Origin of the sequence: Burkholderia sp. AU45388, from assembly GCF_030481585.1 — a bacterium.
GTDB classification, from domain to species: domain Bacteria; phylum Pseudomonadota; class Gammaproteobacteria; order Burkholderiales; family Burkholderiaceae; genus Burkholderia; species Burkholderia sola.
The window spans coordinates 24914-42202 of the sequence record NZ_JAUJPV010000006.1 but is presented as its reverse complement, the minus strand read 5'-3'; the positions used below and the strand labels follow the sequence as shown (position 1 = coordinate 42202).

Annotated in this window: 14 protein-coding genes; 4 read left to right on the top strand and 10 right to left on the bottom strand. The window is 69.2% G+C overall.

Features of this window, described 5'->3' with window-relative positions; all coding sequences use genetic code 11:
• Positions 1-331: 331 nt before the first annotated feature.
• Positions 332-1234 (bottom strand): LysR family transcriptional regulator, encoded by a 903-nt coding sequence (locus QZM72_RS13435; protein ID WP_089469988.1) that lies wholly within the window; start codon positions 1232-1234, stop codon positions 332-334.
• A gap of 146 nt (positions 1235-1380) precedes the next feature.
• On the opposite strand from QZM72_RS13435, the gene QZM72_RS13430 reads away from it, so the two are divergent.
• Positions 1381-3411 (top strand): FUSC family protein, encoded by a 2031-nt coding sequence (locus QZM72_RS13430; RefSeq protein WP_089469987.1) that lies wholly within the window; start codon positions 1381-1383, stop codon positions 3409-3411.
• 10 nt (positions 3412-3421) lie between these two features.
• Here QZM72_RS13430 and QZM72_RS13425 read toward each other — a convergent pair whose 3' ends face one another.
• Both QZM72_RS13425 and QZM72_RS13420 read right to left on the bottom strand, forming a co-directional pair.
• Positions 3422-4342 carry a bestrophin family protein gene (locus tag QZM72_RS13425; RefSeq protein WP_089469986.1) on the bottom strand — a complete coding sequence of 307 codons (921 nt, stop codon included), beginning with the start codon at positions 4340-4342 and terminating at the stop codon, positions 3422-3424.
• Between the two features lie 12 nt (positions 4343-4354).
• A complete protein-coding gene (locus tag QZM72_RS13420; RefSeq protein ID WP_301738350.1) occupies positions 4355-6679 on the bottom strand; it encodes an FdhF/YdeP family oxidoreductase in 2325 nt (774 codons plus the stop codon).
• A gap of 152 nt (positions 6680-6831) precedes the next feature.
• Between QZM72_RS13420 and QZM72_RS13415 the strand changes: the two genes are divergently transcribed.
• A complete protein-coding gene (locus tag QZM72_RS13415; RefSeq protein ID WP_301738349.1) occupies positions 6832-8253 on the top strand; it encodes a PLP-dependent aminotransferase family protein in 1422 nt (473 codons plus the stop codon).
• A gap of 58 nt (positions 8254-8311) precedes the next feature.
• Here the strand turns inward: QZM72_RS13415 and QZM72_RS13410 are convergent, their stop codons facing one another.
• On the bottom strand, positions 8312-9553 hold the full coding sequence (locus QZM72_RS13410; protein ID WP_089469983.1) for a mechanosensitive ion channel family protein: 1242 nt from the start codon (positions 9551-9553) through the stop codon (positions 8312-8314).
• Positions 9554-10016: 463 nt separating this feature from the next.
• On the opposite strand from QZM72_RS13410, the gene QZM72_RS13405 reads away from it, so the two are divergent.
• On the top strand, positions 10017-11735 hold the full coding sequence (locus QZM72_RS13405; RefSeq protein WP_301738348.1) for a SulP family inorganic anion transporter: 1719 nt from the start codon (positions 10017-10019) through the stop codon (positions 11733-11735).
• Between the two features lie 147 nt (positions 11736-11882).
• Here QZM72_RS13405 and QZM72_RS13400 read toward each other — a convergent pair whose 3' ends face one another.
• The 6 genes from QZM72_RS13400 to QZM72_RS13375 form a co-directional block, all read right to left on the bottom strand.
• Positions 11883-13340 carry a DHA2 family efflux MFS transporter permease subunit gene (locus QZM72_RS13400; RefSeq protein ID WP_301738347.1) on the bottom strand — a complete coding sequence of 486 codons (1458 nt, stop codon included), beginning with the start codon at positions 13338-13340 and terminating at the stop codon, positions 11883-11885.
• The gene (locus QZM72_RS13395; protein ID WP_089469980.1) at positions 13337-13900 is read right to left on the bottom strand and encodes an isochorismatase family protein; all 564 of its coding nucleotides are present in this window, start codon (positions 13898-13900) and stop codon (positions 13337-13339) included. Before QZM72_RS13395 ends, QZM72_RS13400 begins: the two co-directional genes overlap by 4 nt.
• 69 nt (positions 13901-13969) lie before the next feature.
• Complete coding sequence (locus QZM72_RS13390) at positions 13970-14413, bottom strand: MarR family winged helix-turn-helix transcriptional regulator (RefSeq protein ID WP_089469979.1); 444 nt, start codon at positions 14411-14413, stop codon at positions 13970-13972.
• 86 nt (positions 14414-14499) lie between these two features.
• Positions 14500-14733, bottom strand: a complete 234-nt coding sequence (locus tag QZM72_RS13385; protein WP_301738346.1) for a hypothetical protein — start codon at positions 14731-14733, stop codon at positions 14500-14502.
• Between the two features lie 44 nt (positions 14734-14777).
• Positions 14778-15860 carry a serine hydrolase gene (locus tag QZM72_RS13380; RefSeq protein ID WP_301738345.1) on the bottom strand — a complete coding sequence of 361 codons (1083 nt, stop codon included), beginning with the start codon at positions 15858-15860 and terminating at the stop codon, positions 14778-14780.
• A gap of 199 nt (positions 15861-16059) precedes the next feature.
• On the bottom strand, positions 16060-16338 hold the full coding sequence (locus QZM72_RS13375) for a hypothetical protein (RefSeq protein WP_301738344.1): 279 nt from the start codon (positions 16336-16338) through the stop codon (positions 16060-16062).
• Between the two features lie 51 nt (positions 16339-16389).
• On the opposite strand from QZM72_RS13375, the gene QZM72_RS13370 reads away from it, so the two are divergent.
• On the top strand, positions 16390-17265 hold the full coding sequence (locus tag QZM72_RS13370; RefSeq protein WP_301738343.1) for a LysR family transcriptional regulator: 876 nt from the start codon (positions 16390-16392) through the stop codon (positions 17263-17265).
• The last annotated feature ends 24 nt before the right edge of the window (positions 17266-17289 follow it).

The following is a 17289-nucleotide window of genomic DNA, read 5'->3' as shown; positions in this document are numbered from 1 at the left end:
CACGCGCGTGCGGACACGCGCGACGTGCGCGCGGCCCGGCAAGCGGACGCCGCTCGCGCGCGGCGTGCGGGTCAGGCGTGGGATCGGATCGGCGAAGCCGTGACGGCTTCGGCAAGCAGGCAGGCCGGTCAGGAAGGCGCGACGCGCGTGACGCGTCGGCGGGCAGCGCTCAGGTGGCTGCCGTGGCGTTTGTGGTCGTTTTTCATCGGCACAGGCTAACGATGCGGCGAACGGCGATCAACGCCCGCGTGCTCATTAATTCCTTTCCTGCGCCGCAATAATGCGGCGGACGTGCATCGATTGCCGGTCGTGCGATGGGGTGACGGCGCGGCTACGCCGCCGTCCGCCACGCAGTGAAGACTTCCGTCAGGAATTCGACGAACGCGCGCACCTTGCTGTCGAGCGTCGCGCGCTTCGGGTACAGCGCGTGCAGTTCGACGTCGTCGGTGCGATGCCAGTCGGGCAGCACGATTTCGAGTTCGTTGTTCTCGATCCGCCGCGTGGTGAAGTGGGTCGAAATCAGCGCGATGCCGCCGCCGCTCGCGGCCTGGCGCAGCACCGTGACCGATTCGTTCGAGATCAGCACGGGCCGCACCGGCACGTCGGCCACGTCGCCGGCCGCGTTGGTCAGGCGCAGCGTCAGGCCGGGCACGTCGCGGCCGACGAACAGGATGTCGTGATCGGCGAGATCCTGCGGCGTATGCGGCCGGCCGGCGCGGTCGAGATAGTGCGGGCTGGCCGCGAACTTCGCGTGCGACCAGCCGAGCGAGCGGGCGACGTAGCCGGAATCCGTCAGCACGCCGGTGCGCAGCGCGACGTCGAAGCCGTGTTCGACGAGATCGAGCGCGCTGTTGTCGTAGATCAGCACGAGCTGGACCAGCGGATAGCGCCGGCGAAACTCGGCGAGCGCCGGTTCCAGTTCGAACAGGCCGATCGCGTAAGGCACCAGCACGCGTAGCGTGCCTTCGGGCTCCGTGCGCAGCGCGCGCACCTGGCGGTCCGCGTCGAGCAGGATTTCCTCGGCGCGCAGGCAGCGTTCGTAATAGTCGCGCCCGGCTTCGGTGACGGACACGCGGCGCGTCGTGCGGTACAGCAGCTGGACGCCGAGGTCGTCCTCGAGCTGCCTGATCTTGCGGCTCACGCGGCTGAGCGGCATGTCGAGTTGTGTGGCGGCGCCGGTGAAGCTGCCGCGCTCCACCACGCGCAGGAATATCCGGATGCTCTCGAGGTCCATGCGATTCGTTTCAATGTTCGGCCTGCGCGCATCTTACCGTCACGGGCCGGATCGCTGCAGGTCGAGCCGATTATCCCGCCCGGCGCAATAACGCATCCCGCCGCCGCCGCTTAGTGGCGGCCGGCGCGCGATCGTATGCTCGCCGGATGAAATTCGCCTTCCCCAGCATGCCGCCGCTCGCGGCCGTCCGGGCCGCGCTGCGCGACGCGCGGCCGACGCTGCCGCCCGGCGCGCTTGCATTCGCGCTGCGCAATACGGCTGCGTCGCTGCTCGCGCTCTATATCGCATTCCGGATGAATCTCGACGATCCGAAATGGGCCGCGTCGACGGTGTGGATCGTCGCGCAGGGCAGCCGCGGGATGGGGCTGTCGAAGAGTCAGTACCGGATTCTCGGCACCGCGATCGGTGCGGCCGTCGCGCTCGCGTTGACCGGCGCGTTCGCGCAGACGCCCGAGCTGTTCCTGCCGGCGCTCGCCGCGTGGATCGGCCTGTGCGCGGGCGTCGCGACGTTCCAGCGGAATTTCCGCGCGTATGCGGCGGTGCTCGCCGGCTATACGGCCGCGATCATCGCGATGGATGCGGTATCGGCGCCGCTGCACGCGTTCGATATCGCGGTCGCGCGATTTCTATACGTGGTGGTCGGCATCCTGTGCGGGGCGCTGTTCGAAACGGTATTCGCGCCGGGCGCGCCGCTGGACGAAGTCCGGACGCGGCTCGCGCGCTATCTCGAGCGCGCGGTGGCGCTCGGCGCGGGCGCGCTGCGCCGCGAGCCGAATGGCGCGGCCGTCCACCGGCTGTTCGCGGACGCACTCGACCTCGACACCGCGGCGGAATATGCGGCGGCCGGCGCACCGTCGGTGCGTCGCGCGATCGGCCATTTGCGCGCGGCGGCGCTCGGCGTGCTGACGGCGCAGGCGGCCGCGCAGGCGATCCGCGAGCATGCGGCGCGCGCGCATGACGCGCCGGACCCACTGGTCGACGAGGTCGCGCGTGTGCTCGACGGTATCGCCGCGGCAGGCGACGCGGCGCCGGAGATGGCCGCACTGCGCGCACGCGTGAACGACGCGCTGCGCGCCGAGGCGGCCGCGCCGGCTGCGCCGGACACGTCGCGCCTGCTCACGCTCGACCGGCTGGCGGCGCTGCTCGGCGGATTCGATCGCGCGTGGGCGAGCCAGGCGCTGCTCGACCGGCCCGAGCTGCCGCCTTCGCGGGTGCGCTACGCGTTCCACCGCGATCCGGTGCTCGCGTGGCGCAACGGCCTGCGCGCGTTCATCGCGGTGCTGGCCGCGTCGGCGATCTGGATTTTCACCGCGTGGCCGTCAGGCGGCGGTTTCGTCGCGATCACGGCCGTGGTCGGCGCGCTGTTCTCGACCCGTCCGAACTCCGTGCGCGCGGCCGTGGGCTTCCTGAAAGGCTCGGCATGCGCGGCGATCGCCGGCGTCGTCTGCAACTTCATCCTGCTGCCGGCGGTGTCGGGTTTCGAAATGCTCGCCTATATCCTGGGCGTGTTCCTGATCGGCACCGGGATCGCGATGCGCCATCCGCGCACGGCCGCGATGGGCAGCGCGTTCTCGATCTTCTTCTGGAATTTCACGTCGCCGGACAACACGACGCGCATCGGCGACGCCGCGTTCCTGAACAGCGCGCTCGCGACGATGCTCGGCATCGCGTTCGGCGCGCTGATCTTCGCGCTGGTGTTTCCCGGCGATGCCGGCACGAGCCGACGGCGTCTGCACCGCGCGGTGCGTCGCGATCTGGCCGCCATCGCACGCGATCCGCGTGCGTGGCCGGCCAGCGTATGGCTGAGCCGCACGGCCGACCGTCTCGCGCGCGAGCTCGGTTTCGCGGGCAGCCTGCCGCAGACGCTGATCGAGCGCGACATGCGCGACCTGCTCGCGATCTGGGGGCTCGGCGACAGCGTGCTGTCGCTCGCCGACCTGGCCACGCGCGAGTCGGCCGCGCACCGCGCGGCGGCCGCGGTGCGCGCGCGCGTCGCGCGAGCGGATTTCGCGCGGCTCGAGCAGACCTGCGACGCCGCCGCCCGCTTGTTGCGACGCCGCGTGGCCGCGCGCGACGGCGACGCCGCGCATGCATTGCTGGGCGGCATCGTCCTGCTGCGGCGGATCGCGGACGCCGCCGCCGAGCATGACGGCTTTCTGCGCGGCCGCCGCGACTGAGCGGCGCGAGTCAGGTGAGGCGGTACGACGGGCCGGGCGTCACTTCGGCCGGCAGCGGCTCGCGGTTCAGTTCGAGCAGCGTGCGCTCGATCTGCCGCGTCATCGCATCGAGCGCGAGGTGGTTCGGCCCGTTGCCGAACGGCTCGGCGATCGCATGTGCGATCGCGTCGAGCGCGATCAGCGTATAGGCGACGAAAACCGTGACGAAGGGTGTCGCCGCGCCGATCGAATCGACGAGACCGAATGGCAGCAGTACGCAATACGCGTAGATGGTCCGGTGCAGCAGCACGTCGTATGAAAACGGAATCGGCGTCGATGCGATGCGCTCGCAGCCGCTCACCATCGCGACGAGTTCGTCGAGGCGCGCATCGAGCATCCACAGTCGCGTGTCGGCGAGCTGGCCGGCGTCGGCGCGCGCGGCGAACGCTTCGCGCAGCGCGTGCACGATGACGACCGGGCGAAACCGGGACGCGGCGATGCGCGCATAGGCGGCGCCGTCGAGCAGCCCGCGCAGGTCCGCGGCCGGATCGGTGCCGCGCAGTTGATGCTTGAGCGCATGGACGAACGCGACGACCGTGCGCACGAACGCGCGGCGCGACGCGTCGTCGCGGTCGACCGCGCCGTAACAGAGCGCCTGCGACACCAGCGTGCGCGTGGCGGTCAGTACACCGCCCCACAGTTGCCGCCCCTCGCGATAGCGTTCGTAGCTCGCGCTGTTGCGAAACCCGGCGAAGATCGCGAGCGTCAGGCCGATCAGCGTGAACGGCGTCGGGTTCAGCGGCACCTTTTCGCCGAGCACGCGGCCGCCGCCCCACACGGCGACGAGGCTGATCGCGAGCGTCAGCACGAGCTGCGGCAGGATGGTCGGCAGCACCGAGCCATTCCAGACGAGCAGCATCCGCAGCCAGTGCTCGCGCGGACGAACGATCATCGTCGTGCTCCGTCAGGCGGCGATCGAGGCCGGCGCGGCCGCGCGATGCAGCAGCACGGGCACCGATTTCGACGTCGGCGTGTTGCACACGTCGCCCACGCTGTCGAGCGGCACGAGCGGGTTGGTTTCCGGGTAGTACGCGCCGATGCAGCCGCGCGGGATGTCGTATTCGACGAGCAGGAAGCCGTTCGCGCGCCGCTCGATGCCGTCGTGCCACACGGTTTCCATGTCGACCCAGTCGCCGGCCGCGAGGCCGAGCATCGCGAGATCGTCGCGGTTGACGAACACCACGCGGCGCTGGCCGAACACGCCGCGGTAGCGGTCGTCGAGCCCGTACACGGTGGTGTTGTACTGGTCGTGCGAGCGCGTCGTCATCAGCGTCATCAGCCGTTCGCCGTGCAGCACGCGGGCGCGCTGGATCGGCGTGTCGGTCGGCAGCCCATGCGCGATGAAGTTCGCCTTGCCCGTCGGCGTCAGCCATTCGCGGTCGCGCGACGCCACGCGCAGGTGGAAGCCGCCGGGCCGCGCGATGCGCGTGTTGTAGTCATGGAAGCCGTCGAGCGTCGCCTCGATCGCGTCGCGGATCTTCGCGTAGTCGTCCTTGTACGCGAGCCAGTCGATCTTGCCGCTGCCGAACAGCGCGTGCGCCATGTGCGCGACGATCGCGGGCTCCGACATCAGGTTCGGCGACGCCGGCTTGTTCATCCCGTACGACACGTGGACCATGCTCATCGAATCCTCGACCGTCACGCCTTGCGCGACGTTGTCCTGCAGGTCGATCTCGGTGCGGCCGAGCGTCGGCAGGATCAGCGCGTCGCGGCCGTGGATCAGATGGCTGCGGTTCAGCTTCGTCGTGATGTGCACGGAGAGCGCGCAGCGGCGCATGCCTTCCCACGTGCGCGGCGTGTCCGGCGTCGCCATCGCGAAGTTGCCGCCGAGACCGATCAGCACCTTCACGCGGCCGTCGAGCATGCCTTCGATCGTCTCGACGACGTCGTAGCCGTGATGGCGCGGCGGTTCGAAATCGAACACGTGGCCGAGCCGGTCGAGGAACGCCTGCGACGGCTTTTCCTCGATGCCGACCGTGCGGTTGCCCTGCACGTTCGAGTGGCCGCGCACCGGGCACAGGCCGGCGCCGGGGCGGCCGATGTTGCCGCGCATCAGCATCAGGTTGGTCAGCATCTGCACCGTGGCGACCGAATGCTTGTGCTGCGTGATGCCCATGCCCCACGTCGCGATCACGCGTTCGCTGCGCGCATAGCGCTGCGCAAGCGCGTCGATCTGCTCGTACGGCACGCCGCTTTCGGCCGTCAGCGCGGACCAGTTTTCGGCGCGCAGATCGTCGGCGAACGCGTCGAAGCCGGCCGTGTGCGCGTCGATGAACGCGGTGTCGAGCACACGCGGCGCACCGGCGGCGCGCGCGGCGTCGTCGAGTTCGAGCACGCGCTTGGCCATTCCCTTGATCAGCGCGAAATCGCCGCCGATGGTCGGCTGGATGAACGTCGATGCGATCTTCGTGCCCGACATCGTCAGCATCTCGAGCGGGCTTTGCGGATCGGCGAAGCGCTCGAGCCCACGCTCCTTCAGCGGGTTGATCGACACGATCGTCGCGCCGCGCTTCGCGCACTCGCGCAGCTCGCCCATCATCCGCGGGTGATTGGTCGCCGGGTTCTGGCCGAAGATCAGCAGCATGTCCGCATGCTCGAAATCGTCGAGCGTGACGGTCCCCTTGCCGACGCCGACCGACGCCGGCAGCCCGCGGCTCGTCGCCTCGTGGCACATGTTCGAGCAATCGGGGAAGTTGTTGGTGCCGTACAGCCGCACGAACAATTGATAGAGGAACGCCGCCTCGTTGCTCGCGCGGCCGGACGTATAGAACGCGGCCTGGTTGGGGTCGGGCAGCGCGCGCAGATGGCGCGCGATCAGCGCGAACGCATCGTCCCATGCGATCGGCACGTAGCGGTCGGCCTGCGCGTCGTACACCATCGGGCCGGTGAGCCGGCCGTGCTGTTCGAGCTCGAAATCCGACTGTTCGAGCAGTTCGGTCACCGTGTGCGCGGCGAAGAATTCGGGCGTCACGCGCTTGCTCGTCGCTTCCGCGGCCACGGCCTTCACGCCGTTCTCGCAGAATTCGAACGTCGACGCGTGCTGGCGGTCGGGCCATGCGCAACCCGGGCAGTCGAAGCCGTCCGGCTGGTTCTGGCGCAGCAGCGTGCGGTAGTTGCCGCCGGCGACCTTTTCCTTGATCAGGTTGATCGTGACGGCTTTCAGCGCGCCCCAGCCGGCGGCCGGGTGGGTGTACGGTTCGATGCGCGCGGTGGCGGATTTCGTTTTCATGATGCAGGTGTCGGGGTCGATGCGTGCAGAGTACGCGCGGCGCCCGTACGGCTGTGTGTACACCTGTTCACTTCAAAAAAGAGTACAGTTTCGGCCATTCATCCCGTGCGGATCGCAACTGTGTTGCTGAAGGGAAGTTGAAAGGGAGGCGCGTGAAGCGTTACGAACAACTGGCCGACGATCTCCAGGCGCAGATCGAGCGGGGCGTGTACCGGCCCGGCGAGCGGATTCCGTCGGTGCGGCACGCGAGCCGGCAGCAGCAGCTCAGCGTCACGACCGTGCTGCGCGCGTACCTCGTGCTGGAAAGCCGCGGCCTGATCGAAAGCCGGCCGCAGTCGGGCTACTTCGTGCGGGCGCGCGCTGCGGCGCCGGCCGAGGCCGAGCTGCATGTCTCCGCGCCGGCTGCCGAGCCGTCGGCCGTGGACGTGAGCCGGCTCGTGCTGTCGACGCTGCGCTCGATCGCGCGCGACGACGCGGTGCCGCTCGGCTCGCCGTATCCCGACGCGTCGCAGTTTCCGGTGCAGCGTCTCGCGCGCTATGCGCAGGCGATCGGGCGGCGCCGCACGCGCTGGGGCGTGATCGACGACCTGCCGCCCGGCAACCAGGAGCTGATCCGCCAGATAGCGCGGCGCTATGCGGAGCGCGGGGTCGCGGTCGAGCCGGGCGAGATCGTGATGACGATCGGCGCGACCGAGGCGATCAACCTGTGCCTGCAGGCCGTCGCGAAGCCGGGCGACACGATCGCGGTGGAGTCTCCGACGTTCTACGCGATGCTGCACGCGATCGAGCGGATGGGCATGCGTGCACTGGAAGTCGCGACGCACCCGGGCGACGGCATCGATCTCGACGCGCTCGAACGGATTCTCGCGCGCGAGCGCATCGCCGCGTGCATGGTGATGCCGAATTTCCAGAATCCACTCGGCTTCCAGATGCCCGATGCGCGCAAGCGCGCGCTGGTCGAGCTGCTCGCGAAGCACGGCGTGCCGGCGATCGAGAGCGACGTCTATCACGAGCTGCACTTCGGCGACACGGCGCCGAGCGCGCTGAAGTCGTTCGATCGCGACGGGCTGGTGCTGCATTGCGCGTCGTTCACGAAGAGCCTGTCGCCGCGCTACCGGATCGGCTGGGCGATGCCGGGCCGTTACCGCGACCAGGTCGAGAAGCTGAAATTCCTGAACACGCTCGCGACGCCCGCGATCGAGCAACTCGCGATCGCCGAGTACCTGAAACACGACGGCTACGATTTTCATCTGCGGCGCATGCGTAAGCAGTACGCGCAGCAGGCGAACCTGATGAGCGCGATGGTGCGGCGCTTCTTCCCGGAAGGCACGCGGTTGTCGCAGCCGCGGGGCGGGTATGTGCTATGGGTCGAGCTGCCGCCGCGGGTCGATGCGATGAAGCTGTATACGCTGGCGCTCGCGCGGCGGATCACGGTCGGGCCTGGGCACATGTTCTCGGCCGGCACCGATTACCGGCATTTCGTCCGGCTCAACTACAGCTACCCGTGGTCGCGGCAGATCGAGGATGCGCTGAAGGTGCTGGGGCGGCTCGCGTCGGAGTGCGCGGCGCGGTGAGCGTTGCCGCCCGCCGGCAGGGCAGGCGGCGGGCGGCGGCCTGCCGCCGTGGCCGGTATCACGCCGCGCGCGGCGCCTGCAGCCCGGGCTGCGCGGCGTCGACCATCCGGCGCATGTCGAAGCCCGACGGATGCTGGTACACGCGCAGCCCGAACTCCGGCAGCACCGCGATCAGGTGGTCGAACAGGTCGGCCTGGATGGTCTCGTAGTCGACCCACGTCGTCGTATCGGTGAAGCAGTACAGTTCGAGCGGAATGCCTTCGGCCGTGAGCGGTAGTTGTCGCGCCATGTTCGTCATGTCGCGGCGGATGCGCGGATGGCCCTTCAGGTAGTTCGCGACGTACGCGCGGAACGTGCCGAGATTCGTCAGCTGGCGGCGGTTCGCCGGGCAGTCGCCGGCCGCGCCGAGCGTGCCGTTCCATTGCTCGATCGCGTCGACCTTGTCCTCGAGATAGTCCTTCAGCAGCGTCAGGCGTTCGAGCCGTTCGATCTCGTCGTTCGTGAGAAAGCGCACGCTCGTCGCATCGATGAACAGCGCGCGCTTGATGCGGCGCCCGCCCGCCTCGGTCATGCCGCGCCAGTTCTGATAGCTCTCGGTGATCAGCTTCCAGGTCGGCACCGTGATGATCGTGTGATCGAAGTTCGCGACCTTGACGGTGTTCAGCGTGATGTCGATGACCGTGCCGTCCGCGCCGGCCGACGGCATCGTGATCCAGTCGCCGATCCGCAGCATGTCGTTCGACGACAGTTGCACGCCGGCGACGAGGCCGAGCAGCGTGTCCTTGAAGATCAGCATCAGCACCGCCGACATCGCGCCGATGCCGGACAGCAGCAGGCCGATCTGCTTGCCGGTCGCATCGCCGATCACGACGAGCGCGGCCGTGATGAACATCACGAGCTTGACGAGCTGCATCGCGCCTTTCAGCGACAGGCGCGGCTGATCGCGTTGAGCGGTGCGGTGCGCGTGTTCGAGCGCGGACAGCGTCGCGCTGATGGTCATCGTCACGAGGAACACGATCAGCGCGAACAGCACCTTGTCGACCACCTGCGCGACCAGGCCGGGAATGCCGGACACCGCGCCGAGCCCGAGCTTGATCACGACGAACGGGACGATGCGGTTCAGCCATTTGAAGGCGCCGAATTCGAACAGCGCGTCGTCGACGCGCGTGGCGGACAGTCGCGCGAGCCGCGCGACCACGCGAAACAGCAGGAAGTGGACGACGGCGGTAATCGCGCCGGCGGCGGCGAGCAGGACGAGGATGCCGACGAGCGGCGCAAACCAGGATTCGTTCAGGGTCATAGGGGCGGACAGGGGCCTTCTCGTGCGTTGAATCGGCGCCGCGATGCGGCGCGCGCCCGATGAAGGGCACATGAAAGGGACCGTGATTGTGCCATCGGATTCCGGATGCGTGCCGTGAAGGCGGGGCGAGCGGCTCCCGAATCGGCTCACCATTGTGCAGGTATCCTCTGCATCGGGGTGAAGGCGAGCCTCGAATCGACATCACCGCAAGCCGGCGTGCGAGCCGATTGCCGGACGCGTCACCCGCCAGCATGCATTCGGCCGGAAGCCATGACGGCAGGGCTTTGCGCTTCGCTACGCACGATCCGCGATCCATGCAATCATGCGGACGTCGCCGGCGTCGTCGGTGTGCCGCTCGCGTTGGCGTGCGGCCTGTCCGGCCCCTCCGGCGACGGTGAGCGACACGCACCATCGTCGCGCACCCGTTCGTGGCCCCCGTCACTCGACCTCACGCATTTCACGCATGCAAGATTCCAACGAAAGCCGTCCGTCACGCGTATGGCTGCTGAAAGGCATCCTCCCGATCCGCCGCGCGGGCGCCATCCGAGACATCTTCGCGGGCATGTCGCTCGCGTCGATGGACATCCCGCAGGTGCTCGGCTACGCGCGCATCGCCGGCATGCCGGCCGTCACGGGGCTCTACACGGTATGCCTGCCGCTCGTTGCGTTCGCATGCTTCGGCGCGTCGCGCCATCTCGTGGTCGCCGCCGATTCGGCGACCGCGACGATTTTCGCGAGCCGGCTATCGTCGATGGCGCCGGCCGGCAGCGCCGACTATGCGGCGCTCGCCGGCATGGTCGCGTTGCTGACCGCCGCGATGCTGCTGCTCGCGCGCATCTTCAAGCTCGGTTTTCTCGCCGATTTCCTGTCGCGCACGGTGCTAATCGGCTTTCTCGCCGGCGTCGGCGTGCAGGTGTCGATCGCGATGCTCGGCGACATGCTCGGCTTGCCCGTGCCGTACCCGGCGTCGCGCAGCCTCGCGCAACTCGACTACGTCGCCACGCACCTGCTTCATGCGCACCGGCCGACGCTCGCGCTCGCGGCGCTCGTCGTCGTCGCGATTCTCGCGTGCAAGCGGTTCCTGCCGCGCGTGCCGATGCCGATGATCGCGGTCGCGGGCAGCATCGCCGCGAGCGCGGCGTTCGGTTTCGCCGAGCACGGCATCGCGGTGCTCGGGCCCGTGGCGGGCGGGTTGCCGCCGCTGCGCTGGCCATCGGTCACGTGGCAGCAGTTCCTCGATCTCGTGCCGGTCGCCGCGTCGTGCTTCGTGATGATCATCGCGCAGAGCGCGGCCGCCGCACGCGTGTTCGCGCAGCAGTACGGCGAGGACGTCGACACCAATGCCGACATCCTCGGCCTCGCGGCCGCGAACGCAGCGGCGGCGCTCGGCGGCGCGTTCGTCGTCAACGGCAGCCCGACGCAGACGGCGATGGCCGAGGGCGCGGGCGTGCGCAGCCAGATCGGCCATCTCGCGTTCGCCGCGGTCGTCGCCGTCGTGCTGCTGTTCTTCAGCCCGTATCTGCAGTATCTGCCGCATGCGGTGCTGGCCGGCATCGTGTTCACGATCGCGCTCGGGCTGATCAACGTGCGCAGCCTCGCGGCGATCCGCCGGGAAAGCCCCGGCGAATTCACGCTCGCGATGATCACGGCCGCGGCGGTCGTGACGATCGGGGTCGAGCACGGCATCCTGCTGGCCGTCGCGCTGTCGTTGATGCGGCACGTGCGGCACAGCTACCGGCCGCATACGATGGTGCTCGAACCCGTCGCCGGCAACGGACGGTGGCAGCCGGTGCCCACCCGGCGCGGCGTGATGACGGCGCCCGGGCTGATCGTCTACCGGTTCGGCTCCGATCTGTTCTTCGCGAACGATCACCTGTTCGCGGCGGAAGTGACCGAGCTCGTCGACGCGGCGCCGGTGCCGACGCGCTGGTTCGTCGTCGACGCGGGCGCGATCACCGACGTCGACTATTCGGCCGCGCGGACCTTGGTCGATCTCGTCAGGGCGCTGCATGCGCGCGGAATCGGCGTGCTGTTCGGGCGCGTGAACCGCTACCTGCGCGCGGACATGGATCGTCACGGGATCACCGAGGCGGTCGGCGGGTCATGCATCTTCGCCACGCTGCATCAGGCGCTGGAGGCGGCGGGCACGACGCCCGCGCGGCAGGAGCCGGACACGGTGTAGGGATCGTTCCCGCGAACAACGGGCCAGCCCAACGAATGCGTTTTTCCAGACTGGGGAACGTGCGTTGCCGGCCGCATTGCGGCGTCGATCGTGCCGATGTGGTTGCCGTAGCGGGAAACCGCGCACACGGTGCGGCGCGGCGCCCGTTCAGCGCGAACCGGCCGGCGCGTTGCCGGCCCGTCGGTCGCCGCCTGCACCGGCCGAGCGCAACGGCAGCCGCAGCGTCGTCATGAAGCTCGCCGCATGCAGCGTGCACAGCAGGCCGAACGCCCACGCATACGCGACGGCTTGCGTGCCGCCCGCCGCCGTCGATTCGGCGTGCAGCCGCCATGCGAGAAACAGCGTGCATAGCGTCGTGAACGTCGGACCGCCGAGCCGCTGCACGATATTGAGCGACGTGGTCGCCATCGGCAGGTCGCGGCGCTCGACCGACGCATACGCGGCGGCGATCGACGGCGCGCCGATCGCACTCTGACCCATGCCGCGCAGAAACAGCGCCGGTACGAGCACGAGCGGATCGTAGCCGGTCAGCGCGAGCAACACGAGCGGCAGCGTGGCGGCGAGTGCGAGCAGGGCGCCGGCGGCGGCCAGCCGGCGTACGCCGAACCGGCTCGTCAGCGCGCCCATCGACGGATAGGTGACGAGCATGCCGAGCCCGAGCGGCGCGAGCAGCCAGCCCATTTCGCCCGGCGAGCGCCCGCACGCCTGGATCAGGAACACGGGAATCAGCATCTGGCCCGCATACAGCGCGCCGTTCGACAGGAATTGCGTGCCGGCTGCCGCGCCGAACACGCGCGAGCGAAACAGCGCGAGATCGATCAGCGCACGCGCGCCCTGGCGGCGCTCGACGCGCAGGAACGCGACGAGCAGCAGCGCCGCGCCCGCGACCGCCGCGATGCCGGGCATCGAGCCGATCCGCTCGATGCCGTACAGGAACAGCACGAGGCCGGGCGACAGCAACGCGAGGCCGATCCAGTCGAGTTCGCGCCGCGGCGCATCGTCCCGGTCGCCGGGCAGGAACCGCACGGCCAGTGCGAGCGCGAGCGCGCCGACGGGCAGGTTCACCAGAAACAGCCAGCGCCACGACGTGTGCTGCAGGATCGCGCCGGCCACGACCGGGCCGAGGATCGGCGCGAGCAGCACCGGCACCGCCGCGTAGCCGATCACGCGTGCCATCTGCTGGCCGGCGACGCGCGCGATCATCATCTGCGCCATCGGCGCGAGCAAGCCGCCGCTGACGCCTTGCAACACGCGGAACGCGATCAGCGACGGCGCCGACCACGCGAGCCCGCACAGCGCCGACGTGAGCGTGAACGCCGAGAAGCACCACAGGTACAGCGCCTTCGCGCCGATGCGGTCGACGAGCCAGCCGCTCAGCGGCAGCACCAGCGTCAGCGCGAGCAGGTAGCCGCTCGTCACCCACTGGATTGTCGACAGGCTCGCATGCAGGTCGGTCGCGAGGCTCGACAGCGACACGTTGACGATCGTCGCATCGAGTTGCGACAGCAGCGAGCCGAGCGTCGCGACCGCGCTGACTTTCCAGATCGACGGGTCGAGCCGGCCGATCGCATGGCCCGGCGTCGGCTGTCTGCGTTCGTCGCTCACGCGCCGCGCCGGTCGAGCAGCGCGACGATGTCCTGCGTCGTGCCCGTTTCGCCGAGGCGGGGGAACAGCCGCTCGACGCTGTTGGCGTGCGCGTCCGCGTTGAGGTCGGTCATCGCGTCGACGGCGAGCGTCACGTTGTAGCCGAGTTCGTGCGCCTGTCGCGCGGTCGATTCGACGCCGATGCTCGTCGCGACGCCGGCCAGCACGATCTGCGTGACGCCGGCTGCCTTCAGATGCGCGTCGAGACCGGTGCCGGTGAACGCGCCCCAGGTCCGCTTCGTCACGACGTGGTCGCCTGGCTGGCGGTTCAGTTCGGGCACGAGTTCGGTCCAGTCGGCCGGCAGGGCGTCCAGGCGCACCTGCTGCTGCGTGCGGCCCGGCGCGCCGCCCGCGACGTTGACCAGCACGACCGGCAGGCCGCGGCCGCGGAATGCGTCGAGCAGTTCGCGGGCGTGGGCGATCACCGGTGCGACCGGATGCGCGGTGGGGAGGGCGACGATGCCTTTCTGCAGGTCGATGACGACCAGCGCCGTGTTCGTGTCGAGACGGGTTGCGCTCATGATGGGGGCTCCGGGGGAAAGGGCGAAGAAAGCCGGCCGCGCGCATGCAGCGCGGCGAACCGGCCGGGTTTATTGCTCGCCGATGCGGCGGATCAGCGGGATGGCCGCGGCAAGCGTGTCGATGTCGTCCGGATCGAGTTGTCCGATCGCCGTGCCGAGCCACTTGTGTTTCGCGGCGTTGCGCTTGCGCCGCGCGTCGACGCCGGCGGCGGTGAGCTTGAACAGGATCTGGCGGCCGTCGGTCGGATGCGGTTCGCGCTCGACGAGCGCGTCTTCCTCGAGGCTCGCGAGGATCGCCTTCATCGACTGCGGCTTCATCGCTTCGGCGCGAGCGAGATCGGCGGTCGTCATCGGCCCGTGCCGATCGAGCCGCGCGAGCGCGCTCGTCTGGGACATGCCGAGCCCACCGGAATCGATCTCGGAGCGCAGCCGACGGATGAGCTGGCCGACCGCGAGGGTCAGGTCGGCGGCGACGGTTTCGGCTGAAACGCCGGGTTTGCGTGGCGGGTTCATGCGGCGAATCTTAGAACACGACAGCCAAACTTGCAAGTTTGACTGTCGAATTGATCGCCGGCCTGACGGCGCCGTCAGGCGCGCGATTACGTGCGTCGATGCACGACCGGTACGACTTCGCTGTAGCGCGGGGTCGCGTTTTCGTGCAGCAGATCGCCGAGGTACTGGCCGAGTTCGTCCGCGGCGAGCGCGGATGGAATCTGCAGATTGGCCGGGCGCCGTTTGCCTTCGGCGCCGAGATCGAACACGGCCCAGCGGCCGTCCGTGCGCACGACGGCGAGCAGCCGGCCGAAGGCGTTGAAGCGGTATTCGTGCTGCATCGCGTCGCTCCCGTGGCGTGAACGCGCCGGCTGCCCGTGTGCGCTTACCGGATCGAACAGGACAGCCAGCGATGGATGTTGATTGCGTCGCTGGATACGCCGGCACGCGTCGGTGCGCCGAGCAGCACGACCGTCTCGCGGCGGCCTTTCACGCGCATGCGCATCACGACACCGTGCCCCGATTCGTTGATGAAGCCGGTTTTCTGCAGCCGGATCGGCAGGCGGCGGTAGCGCACGAGCGGGTCGGAATTCACGTACACGAGCTCCCCGTCGCCGGGGCGCACGGTGGTCGACAGATCGGTCGAGAAATAGCGGATCAGCGGATCCTGCGCGGCCGCGCCGACGAGCCGCGCGAGGTCTTCCGCCGTCGACACGTTGTGCGGCGACAGGCCGGTCGGCTCGCGGAAGTGCGTGTGCCGCATGCCGAGCCGGCGCGCTTCGCGGTTCATCGCCTTCACGAACGCGGCGCGCCCGCCCGGATAGTCGCGGCTCAGCGCGGCGGCCGCGCGGTTCTCCGACGACATCAGCGCGATATGGAACATGTCGCGGCGCGACAGTTCCGAGCCGACCTGCAGGCGCGAACCGGTGAACTTGATCGTGTCGCGGTCGCGCGCGGTCACGCGCAGCACGCCGTTCAGCGGACGATCGGCGTCGCGCGCGACGACCGCCGTCATCAGTTTCGAGATCGATGCGATCGGCCGTACGGTGCGTGCGTTGCGCGCGAGCAGCGGGGTGCCGGAATCGACGTCGAGCACGTAGGCCGCGCGTGAATGCAGCGACGCGACCGCGCGCGGCGTATAGCCGCAACTGGCGAGCAATTTCGGTTTCGCGGGCGGGCGCGGTCGCACGGCGGTCGTGCGTTTCGCGCGCCGCTGCTGCGGTGCGGGTGCCGCGTGGCGTTTGGCCGCTTGATGCGTCACGCGTGAGCGGCGGTGCTTGATGGCCTTTTTCTTGCGATGGGCTGTCTTCTTGACGGCCTTCGTATGGGCATGCGGCTGCGCATGGGCGGTGCGATGCGGCTGCACGCGTTGCGCGGACGCATGCGCGGCGAATGCGAGCAGCAGGAACGACAGGGCGAGGATCAGGGTGGTCCGGGCGCGAGGCAGGTGCGCGATGAGGCCGGTCAAGCGAAAGTCTCCTTTTCACGCGCGATGCGGCTGCGCGGAATGCATGGGCGGTCAGCGGGTGCGGGAAATTATACGGTCGATCGCGCGGCGATGACGATGGGATGACGCGCAATGACGCTTCATGCGGGAGGATTCCGGTCGTTTTCGCGCTGCCGGGCAAGCGGTGCGAGGCGGCATGCAAGGCGGGCAGGTACGCGGTTCAGCGTGGCCAGTTCCGCCGCGACACGACCGCGAAACTGATCGCGATCGAACCCGTCACCGCGCGCGGCGGCGCGTCTTCCAGCGCATCGCCGAAGCGGAAGCGGCGGCTGCGCCCGTCCGTGCGTTCGGCGCGACGCTTCGGTGCGCGCGCATCGGTGGCAGCCGCGCATTCGCTTGCAGTCGCGACGTCGGATGATGGCTCGGCCACGCAGTCGGCCGCTGGATCGAGGGACATGGAAGTGAGTTCCGGGAAGGGCATGTCCGTATTGAACGCCATCGCATTCGATCGGTAAAATGAATCTTTCGATCACTCAGATTCCTTAAAAGAATGGAACTGAAACTGCTTCGCACGTTCCTGACGGTGACCGAGCTGTGCCATTTCAGCCGTGCGGCCGATGCGCTGCACATGAGCCAGCCTGCGCTCAGCAAGCAGATCGGCGCGCTCGAGGCGAGCCTCGGCGGCAAGCTGTTCGAGCGCGGCCGGCATGGCGCGGAACTGACGCCGTTCGGCGAACGCTTCCTGCCCGACGCGCAGGCGCTCGTGCGCGATGCCGACGAAATCCTGGCCCGTGCGCGGGAAGCGACCAGCGGCCAGCGCGGGCATTTGCGGCTCGGCATCTGCCTGTCCGTGCTCACGCTCGTGCCGAAACTGATCGCCGAATTCCGTCGCCGCAATCCGGGTATCGCGGTGACGCTGAGCGACCTGTCGTCGTCCGAACAGACGCGCCGGCTGCACGCCGGCAAGCTCGACGCCGGTTTCCTGCGCCTGCCCACCGACGAAGGCTTGTCGTCGTTCAAGGTGACCGACGAAGCGCTCGCGCTCGCGGTGCCGCCGCATCTAGGCTTCAAGCGCGTGCCGGCCAACCTCGACGTGCTCAACGAGATCGGCTTCATCGCGCTGCAGCGTGCGCGCGGCCCGGGGCTGGCCGCGCAGATCGACCGGTGGTGCGTCGAGCGCCGCTTCGTACCGCACGTGATGCAGCAGGCGGAGGACGTGCAGTCGGTGCTGACGTCGGTCGCGGCCGGCGTCGGCGTCGCGTTCATTCCGTCGAGCGCGCGGTACCTGCTGCGCGACGCGACGGTGCTGCCGCTCGACGGCCGGGACGCGAAGTGGCGCGTGGGGCTCGGATGGCGGTCCGAACGCGACGATCCGGTCACCACGCGTTTCGTGTCGTTCATGCGCGCCGCGCTCAAGGGCGCGTGACGCGGCGTATAGTGTCCGCGATGG